The sequence below is a fragment of the Rhodococcus sp. (in: high G+C Gram-positive bacteria) genome, assembly GCF_049286785.1.
Taxonomy (GTDB): domain Bacteria; phylum Actinomycetota; class Actinomycetes; order Mycobacteriales; family Mycobacteriaceae; genus Rhodococcus_F.
Genome location: NZ_JBAQEO010000354.1, coordinates 1 through 8,885, shown reverse-complemented (window position 1 = coordinate 8,885; position 8,885 = coordinate 1). Strand labels below are relative to the sequence as shown.

The following is an 8,885-nucleotide window of genomic DNA, read 5'->3' as shown; positions in this document are numbered from 1 at the left end:
ACCGGCGCGATCGGCAACGTGCCGTTCGGTAAGTACGGCGTCTACGACCCGATCCACAACGCCGACGGTCATTCCCTGCACAACCAGTTCATCGTGAAGTCCCTCGCCCTGACCGCACCCGGTGGCTACGTCGCGGTCGTGACCTCCGCGTACACCTCCGACGCGAAACGGCCGGACGCCCGGAAGAAGATCACCGAGACGGCCGATCTGGTCGGCGCGGTGCGGCTGCCGACCGGGGCGTTCGACCGGCAGGCGAAAACGTCCGTGGTCACGGACGTGCTGGTGTTCCGGCGCAGGGAAGAGGGGCAGGAGCCGTCACCGGAAACCCTGCAATGGGCCGGCGAGGTCAAGGCCATCACACTCGATCACCCGAATGCGGAAGCGAACGCGAACCCCGAGCAGTACTGGATCAACGGCTACTTCCGGGAACATCCGGGGCGGGTGCTGGGCACTCTGGCCATCGGGCACGGCCCGAACGGCAACCTGAACCTGATCGTCGAACCACGCCTCCGGGCACCGCTGGCAGAGCAGCTACGCCGCCAGCTCGATCCGATCATCGACCAGGCCGTCGAACGCGGACTCGGAATCACCGCACCGGCCCCGTCGCCGCAGGTGGCCGAGGCGTTCACAGCCGCCGGCCTCCTGACCGACACCGCTCTCGATGTCACCACCGTCGAACCCGGCACCATGCGGTTCGACGAGGTCAAGGGCCAGTTCGAGCAGTTCAGGATCGGTCACGGGTGGGCCTACGTCAACTGCACCGGCAAGGACAAAGCCGAGCAGTGGAAGGTACTCATCGCGCTCGGTGAGACCGTCATGAATCTGACCGAAGCGAGCCGATCCACCGAATCCACCCGCGCTGAGCGCGATGCGCTCCGCGCCCAGCTGGGCAACCTCTACGACGGCTACACCGACCGGTGGGGACCGCTCAACAGGTTCACCCTCACCGAACCGGCACCGCTGACCGAGCAGAAGATCGCCGAACGACTCGACAAAGCCATCGAGCGGTGGCGCATAAAGACCGGGAAGGCCGAGGCCCGCGACGAAGGACTCAGCGCGGAGGAGGCCACCCCGTACGGCGGACCGATCCCCGAGGAGATCCTCGAGGAAATGCAGGACAAGGCGGCGACGCCGCCGACCTCGCAGAAGAACCAGAGCCACCTCAAGGGTGCGATCGGGCGTGATCCCCGTGTCGGCATGGTCCTGGCGATCGAAAACTTCCAGTCCCGCTTCGATGGCGCCGACGCCGTGGCCACCAAGTCACCGATCTTCACCGAGGACACCACCCCGTTCAAGACCAGAGCCGAGACCGCCGAGCACGTCGACGAGGCAATGGCGATCAGCTTCGACGAACTCGGCTACCTCTCACCCGAGCGGATGGGGGAGCTGCTCGACCTCGAAATCGGTGACGTGATCGAGCACGCACGTGGGCGCATGTTCCCGTCCCTCGATCACCCCGGGGAATGGCAGATCGCCGAAACATTCCTCTCCGGTCACGTCCGCGACAAACTCGCCAAAGCGCGGATGCTCGCGGCCGAAGACCCTGAGCTCTACGGCGGGGCCGTCGAAGCCCTCGAGCAAGCCATTCCCGTCGACGTCGACCCGGCCACGATCGGTGTGCGCCCCGGTGCCATCTGGGTGCCGATGGAGCACTACCGGGAATTCCTCATCAAGGAGTTCGGTCTCGATCCGCGCCAGCTCACGACCGAGTTCGACAAGGTCAGCGGCAACTGGAACTTCGAGACCGAGCAGAGCAGCCGCCACAAGAACCCCACTAGCGGCTACACCGACAAGTACGGCAGCACCGCACTATCCGGTGTCGACATGTTCAACCTGATCGCCAACAACAAGGCCGTGCAGGTCCTCAAGACACCGGAGGAACTCGAGCGGTCACCGAAGCCGCGGTTCCACCCGGAACTGACCACTGCCGCCAGGGCGAACGCGACCGCGCTGCAGGAGCGTTTTGCCGAGTGGTTGTGGTCCGACGGCGACCGCTACGTCACACTCGCCGCCACCTACAACGAGTTGTGCAACTCCTTCGTCAAACCCAAGTACAGCACCGAGTTCAAACAGTTCCCCGGCCTGAACCCGAAGTACACGCCGTACGACTACCAAACCGCTGCGGTGCAGCGGTTCCTGCACGACGAGACGATCCTGCTCGATCACGTCGTGGGCGCCGGCAAAACCCTGACCATGACCATCGCCTGCATGGAGGCCAAACGACTCGGCCAGGTCCGTCAACCCTGGGTCGTCGTCCCGAACCACCTGCTCTCGCAGTGGGGCAACGAGGCCCGCGACGCCTACCCGAACGCGAAGATCCTCGTCGCCTCCGAGCTGGACGGGGTGGAAGACCGGCAACGGTTCATCGGCCAGACCGCCGTCGGCGACTGGGACATGGTGATCGTCCCGCAGTCGGTCTTCGGTTTGATCGGGATGAAGCGTGAGGCGCAGCTCGAGTACCTCGAAAACGAGGAACTCGAAATGCGGCAAGCCCTCGAGGCCGCGAACAACTCGGGATCCGAGTTCTCGGTGAAACAGATCGAGAACGCGATCAAGGCGACGAAGAAGCGCATCGAGAACATCGTCGGACAGAAGTCCTCCGATGACGGTCTGAGCTTCGAGCAGTCCGGGTGCGACTTCATGTTCATCGACGAGGCACACGACTACAAGAACCTCTCGCGGCCATCGAACTCCGCGGACCTGTCGGTGCCCGAGGGATCGCAGCGGGCCAGCGACCTCGAAATGAAGGCCCGGTTCCTGCGCAAACAAGCTCAGGACCGCAACGCACGTGCAGGCAAGCCGAACGCGCCCGCCAAGGCGATGGCCTTCGCCACCGGCACCCCGATCACCAACGCGATGTCGGAAATCTGGGTGATGACCAAGATGTTGCGGCCGGACCTGCTGGCACGGGCAGGGATGGGCCGTATCGACAACTGGGCCGGCACCTTCGCCAAACCCGTCACCGCCGTCGAAATGAACATCACCGGAACCAAGCTGCGGATGGTCACCCGCATGGCCGAGTACGCGAACGTGCGCCAGCTCGTGGCCATGCTCGACCAGTTCCGTGACGTAGTGGTCGCCGACCAAATCCCCGTACGCCTCCCCGAGATCGAAGGAGGCTCGCCGACGATCCTCGAATACGACCAGGGCCAAGACGTCATCGACTTCGTCGCGGACCTGGACGAACGGCTGGGCAACGTCAAGGGCGACGAAATGCACATCGACAACTCGCTCAAAATCTCCACCGACGGCCGCAACGTCACCATGCACCCGAGACTCGCGAACCTGCCCTCACCGCCCCCGGAAAACTCCCGCGTCGAGGTCGCGGCCGACGTCATCTGGAACACCCATGTCGACAACGCCGACGTGTTCATTCCGGCCGACAAGCACGGCCCGGACATGACCGGCACCTTCCAGCTCGTGTTCTGCGACCGCGGAACACCCAAGGCCGGCGACGGGAGCCGCGCCCGCAACGTCTACACCGAACTCCGCGACGCCCTGATCGCGCGAGGCATGAAGGCCGACGAGATCGCCTTCATGCACGACCACAACTCACCCAAGGCGAAAGCCAAACTCACCGAAGCGTGCCGCGACGGCCGCATACGCGTCCTGCTGACCTCGACGAAGAAGGGTGGCACCGGACTCAACGTCCAACGCGCACTCAAACAGCTCGTCAACCTGGACCCGGCGTGGACCGCCGCGGACATGGAACAGCGGATCGGACGCATCATCCGCCAGGGCAACACCTTCGAAAAGGTCGGCGTCATCAACGTCGTCGCCCGCCGCTCCTACGACGCGACGATGTACCAGTACGTCGCCCGAAAATCCGGGTTCGTCGCACAACTGCGCCGCGAAGACGTCCCGCAAACGATGGAGGACGTCGGGGGAGACCTGTCGCTGTCCTGGGCACAGACCAAAGCCGCGGCGACCGGTGACCCGGTGTTCGTTCAGCAAGTCGAAGCCGAGCAGAAAGTCACGATGCTCGAAGCGCAACGCAACTCCGTCACCAACAACAACGCGGCCCGCCAGGCGACGATCCGCTCACTCAAGAGCAGAGTCGCGGCCGCGACGGAACGACTTCCCGAGCAACACAAGCAGAGCAGCAAACTGCAGGAGTGGCTGGGCATCGACGATCGCAGCAAACGGATCTGGCACCTACCCGGCGGCTCGGTACCAGACACCGAAGCAGCCGATCTGCGCGAAGTACTGAGAGAGTCGCTGGGACAAGCCCGCGAAGAGGTCACGAAGGACCGGAAGTTCCTTCCGATCGCGTCGATCAATGGTGTCCCGGTCATGCTCGGCTACTCGCACACCCTCGCCAACTACATCGTCGACATCGCGGGGGAGGAGCGCTACATCGAACGCGACAAGATGATCGACATTCTCGCCCTCGACAGCGCCACCAACGGATTCATCCAGTCCACCCGCAATCACCTCTTCTCCGTCAGCAACAGGGGCGATGCGCTCGAAGAACAACTCGAGCGCGACAAAGCCAAGCTCGACGTCGCGCTCGCCGAACCCGAGCTGGTCTTCGCCCATGAGGACGAGCTTCAGCAAGCCAGGCTCGACGCCCACGAGTTGCGCCTCGAGGTCAACTCACGGGAAAACTCGCCCGAGGCACTCCGCCAGGGCCGGCTCGACACCGAACGCCGCCGCGCCGACGGCCAGTACGCAGGATGGTCCCTCGACCTCAACCCCACCGAAGGGTGGGCCGCGGAACAGGGCATGAACCGCGAAGCTGTGATCGCGGCCGTGCCGGCCCGCATGGCGGCCGCCCGTAAGGAATGGGAAGAGAACGCCGAAGCACGCGCCGAAGCGGCGGTGCGGCAAACCTGGCAGGCACTCGACCCCGCCGAGGCCGAGTGGCGGTACGGATTCGATCCGAACTCCGCGATGCCCGGCGCCCGGACCTACTGGCAGGGCCGTCAGTGGAACTGGGAAGCATGGGACGGAGCCGGACAGACCGAACGCGGCACCTCGAACCGACGCGGCGACGCCTTCGCCGAAAGCGCATGGAAAGTCGACGCGATGGCACACGAGCGTGAGATCCCCAAGGACAAACTGTACGAAGCCAGCCTCCACCGCGGCATACAACTGCGCGACGCGCAGAGCGCGGCAGCGGATCAGGCGACAACCACCATTATCGACCCGACCCAACCGATCACGACGCCGCTCCTCGAGGAGCGGCGCACCACGCTCGTGGATCAGTCCGTCATCGACGGCTTCAAGGCCGCCGGCAGCGGACACGCCCGCCCACTCCGAGAAGTCATCGGCACCAGCGCCATCGCGGACAATGAGGTCGTCCGCACGATCCACCTGGAACCTCAGACCGAGCGCGACTACGGAATCGACGAAGAAGGCGAGCGGGCCGTATGAACGACAAAGCACAGCACGGTCTGACCGAGGCGCAGGCGCGAGCCGAGTACGACAGGCTCGCGCCGATCATGGCGATCGAGGGCCGCAGCATGGATGAGGACACCAAGGAACTGCTCATCCAACTGCTGCAGGAGAACATCACCCTCGATGATGCTCTCGACTCGATCCTTCGCCGTCGGGGACGCCCCGAGCAGTGACCCGGCGCTCGTTCTCACAGGAGTGGATCGACTACTTCATCCCGTCGACGGTGCACTGGGATGACACCGGGTTTCCCGATATCTCGGCTGCGGTCATGCGCAACCTCGTTCGTGTGTCCGCCGATCAGCCGTACGGCATCACCGACCCGGAGGTCCTCGACGAGTTCGAGGGGCTGGCGACCTACAAGCGTATGTCCGAGCTGAGACGGGAACCGATCCCCGGTAACTATGACCTCAAGCACCTTCGCCGGATCCACCACCATTTGTTCCAGGACGTCTACCCCTGGTCCGGCGAACTCCGCACCGCCCCGCGGGATTGGCCGATGGTCAAGCTCGGGCCGGACGTCCAGGCGTACCGGAATGGTGTCCGCAACCCACCGGAGATTCCGCACCGCTACTTCGCCGCCAAAGAGGTCCGCGGATACGCCACCGCGGTCCTCGAACGAGTAGCGGCCAAAAACCACCTGCGCGGACTAGACCGCAACACCTTCGTCGACGAGCTGACAAAGGTGTGGGCGCGGATCAACTACGTCCATCCGTTTCGAGAAGGAAACACCCGGGCGCAGTTCGCGTTCTTCACACAACTCAGTGCGGACGCCGGGTACACCTTCGACGCCGAACGATTCCAGCCCGTCGAGGCGAACCTTCCTCACGCGAGCTCATCGGTGGGTGACCTTCGCGAGCAGTTCGTGTGGGGACGATACGAGTACATGCAGACCGGGGAGACAACACTGCTGCGCGAGACCATCGACGCGGCCGTTGTTGTTGCCGCCTCACCGCACGATCCAGAAGCGGCGACTGGCGGTCCCAGTTACGACGTGAGCGCCGTGCGGGCCGCAACGGCAGGGCATCCCCGCCCGATCGAGAGAATGCTCGCCGGCCACACCTCAAATGTCGACAACGTCGAGGCGACCGAGCCGGAGCGCAAGCCGTCACGCGACGCCGGATACGAGCGGTAGCGGATCAGAACAACGTCGACTGACCCGGGCCAGGATCGGTCTTCGCGCGCAGTAGCGCGTCTTCGTTGTAGCCGAACCGCCGCAGAGCTTCGCGAATCGCAATGGAGCGGTCGGATCGTGCACGGCCGCTGCCATCCAGGAGGGTGTGGCCGGACAGTCGGCCGAGCGCGATCGCGAAGCGAACATTCTCGGAGTAGGTCGACTCGACCAGATGTTTGGCACCGACGCGTACACAGAGCGGCTCGTTGCACTTGTGCTCGCAGACGACTCCGGCGCCGAGCAATCCGTGCTCCAGCTCCAGCGAGAAGCGGTGCGCGAGGACTGTCCGCTGCCGATTGCCGCGTTGGTAGTTGAAGCGACCGTAGCCGTCCGGAACGCTGATTGCCCCGGTCCAGTACCAACACGTCGGGGACTTCACGACCTTCGACCAGAACGACGCAATGTTCCTGGCCGTCGGCGGCAGTGATGCATCCACGAATCGCCGCGCCCGCGCCGGGACTTCTTGTGGTTGAGCGTCAGGGTTGTGGCCGCCAGATTCAGCGGTCGGCCACAACCCTGGTTGAGCGTCGTCCGTCACCGATCACTCGGACCGGTCGTCATCACACCGCGGTGAGGGCAGGGGAGTCGGAGTCCTCCACGTCTGTCGCGGTGTCGTTGTCCGGCGTCGCCGACTTGTCCGTTGTCGTCGTCTCAGCATCGGGCGCAGTGTCGGCCGCGGCGGACGACTCCTTCGGCGGGGTGACCGAGATGCCGGCGTTCTTCAGGTCGGCGGTCGACGACGCGATCAGTTCCTTCGCTTCCTTCTGAGAGCAACCGAGGACGGTGGCCAGGTCCGCATTCGACCCGCCGAACGAGAACTGCACGATCGCCTGCGCGTACTCGAGCAACAGGGCATCTTCGGATCCGCGCTGTGAGTCCTGCAGCTCGGCGAGCTTGGTCGCCGCGTCCTTCTTGGCCTGCTCGATTTTCGTGGCCGTGTCGGCTTTGAGTTTCTCGATCTTCTTCTCGAGCCCGCTCTGCAAGGTCTCGATACGGCGCTGGCCCACATTCTCGACGGACTCCCTCTCCCGATCGAGACGCGCGAGTTGCTCGGAGACCGAGTGCAGCGGCTTCGCGAGATTCTCCAGCCGCTTCTGTCGGGCCAGAGCGCGTTCGCGAGCAGCTCGGATGTTCTGGTCGACGTTCTTGACGGTGTGCAGTCGGCGGGAGCGCGTCGCCGCAGCTTCGGATGAGGAGGCCATGAGCCGAAGTGTATCGGCCCGCGTGCAAAAGGGGTGGGAGCAACGCGACAACGTGAAGCAAAACCGAATCGAACTCGAACCAAGACGACCGAGTCGCAAGCGACCAAGTGCCTAACACCCTCGCCGGAGGCGAGGAGTCTTGACCGCCCGACGGCACTCAAAACCAGGACCTACCTGCGGCAGGCCCCAAAACTTAGACACACCTCTTGCACCAAGGGTGCGAGCTGCAAGAACAGGACGGGCCAGCGCGGACGCGCCGCTGCGCAACAGGATCGCAAAAGAAAGGCGAAACACTGGCACAATGGTCGCCATGATGACCATCCACAAGCTCTCCGCTGGGGATGGTTACACGTACCTGACGAAGCACGTCGCGGCCGGTGACGCGACCGAGACGAAAAAGGGCGACGTCATCGATTACTACAACGCCAAGGGCACCCCTCCCGGGCGTTGGTACGGCAAAGCCACCGCACGAGTCGGTGTCGCCGTGGGCGACGAAGTCACCGAGAACGCGATGCGGTCAACGTTCGGTGCCGCGCGAACTCCGACCGCGTTCGACACGATGCCGCCGGTCACCGCACCCGCGGCAGACCGGTTCGAGTGGTCGGCGTCCACCGCGCTCGGGCGGCCGTTCAGCTGGTTCACGGCCTCGCAGGAGTACGTGCACGAGGTCGAGGACCGGTGCAGCGAGTACAAGCGGACCGGTGGACGCTATCCCGATTCAGCGGCGAAGGACGCGATCAAGCACGAGGTGGCAGTTCGGCATCTGACGAAGAGCAAGGGTGACAAAGCAACCCTGCTTTCCGACGAAGAGGTAATGAGATTCATTACCGATAGCTACAAGAAGATGCGGCAGCCCGTCGCCGGGTATGACCTGGTCTTCACTCCCATGAAGTCCGTTTCACTGTTGTGGGGGCTCGGCGATCCTCGCGTCAAGGAGATCATCGAAGCCGCACACCGCCAGGCCGTCGACGAGACACTGGGGTATGTCGAGGACGAGCTGACTTACACCCGGCGCGGCAAGGCCGGCGCTCGGATGATCAAAGCCGAGGGTCTGCTCATCGCCCGGTTCGACCACTGGGACAACCGGGTGGGTGACCCGAATCTGCATACGC

General features: G+C 64.3%; 6 protein-coding genes. 4 read left to right on the top strand and 2 right to left on the bottom strand.

The features are described 5' to 3' along the window. Window positions 1-18 precede the first annotated feature (18 nt). Genes WAW17_RS13205 through WAW17_RS13195 form a run of 3 tightly spaced genes read left to right on the top strand, consistent with a single transcriptional unit; the run spans window position 19 to window position 6,532 of the window. On the top strand, window positions 19-5,376 hold the full coding sequence (locus WAW17_RS13205; RefSeq protein ID WP_422333416.1) for a helicase-related protein: 5,358 nt from the start codon (window positions 19-21) through the stop codon (window positions 5,374-5,376). Beyond that, the gene (locus WAW17_RS13200) at window positions 5,373-5,573 is read left to right on the top strand and encodes a hypothetical protein (protein WP_422333415.1); all 201 of its coding nucleotides are present in this window, start codon (window positions 5,373-5,375) and stop codon (window positions 5,571-5,573) included. Before WAW17_RS13205 ends, WAW17_RS13200 begins: the two co-directional genes overlap by 4 nt. Then, window positions 5,570-6,532, top strand: a complete 963-nt coding sequence (locus WAW17_RS13195) for a Fic/DOC family protein (RefSeq protein WP_422333414.1) — start codon at window positions 5,570-5,572, stop codon at window positions 6,530-6,532. Before WAW17_RS13200 ends, WAW17_RS13195 begins: the two co-directional genes overlap by 4 nt. Window positions 6,533-6,536: 4 nt before the next feature. On the opposite strand, the gene WAW17_RS13190 is transcribed toward WAW17_RS13195, so the two are convergent. Together WAW17_RS13190 and WAW17_RS13185 are read right to left on the bottom strand one after the other, a co-directional pair. Then, window positions 6,537-7,007, bottom strand: a complete 471-nt coding sequence (locus WAW17_RS13190; RefSeq protein ID WP_422333413.1) for a hypothetical protein — start codon at window positions 7,005-7,007, stop codon at window positions 6,537-6,539. A 124-nt stretch (window positions 7,008-7,131) separates the two neighbouring features. Then, the gene (locus tag WAW17_RS13185; protein WP_422333412.1) at window positions 7,132-7,773 is read right to left on the bottom strand and encodes a hypothetical protein; all 642 of its coding nucleotides are present in this window, start codon (window positions 7,771-7,773) and stop codon (window positions 7,132-7,134) included. Between the two features lie 301 nt (window positions 7,774-8,074). Here WAW17_RS13185 and mobF point away from each other — a divergent pair. After that, on the top strand, window positions 8,075-8,885 hold an 811-nt coding region (gene mobF / locus WAW17_RS13180; protein WP_422333411.1), incomplete at its 3' end, for a MobF family relaxase.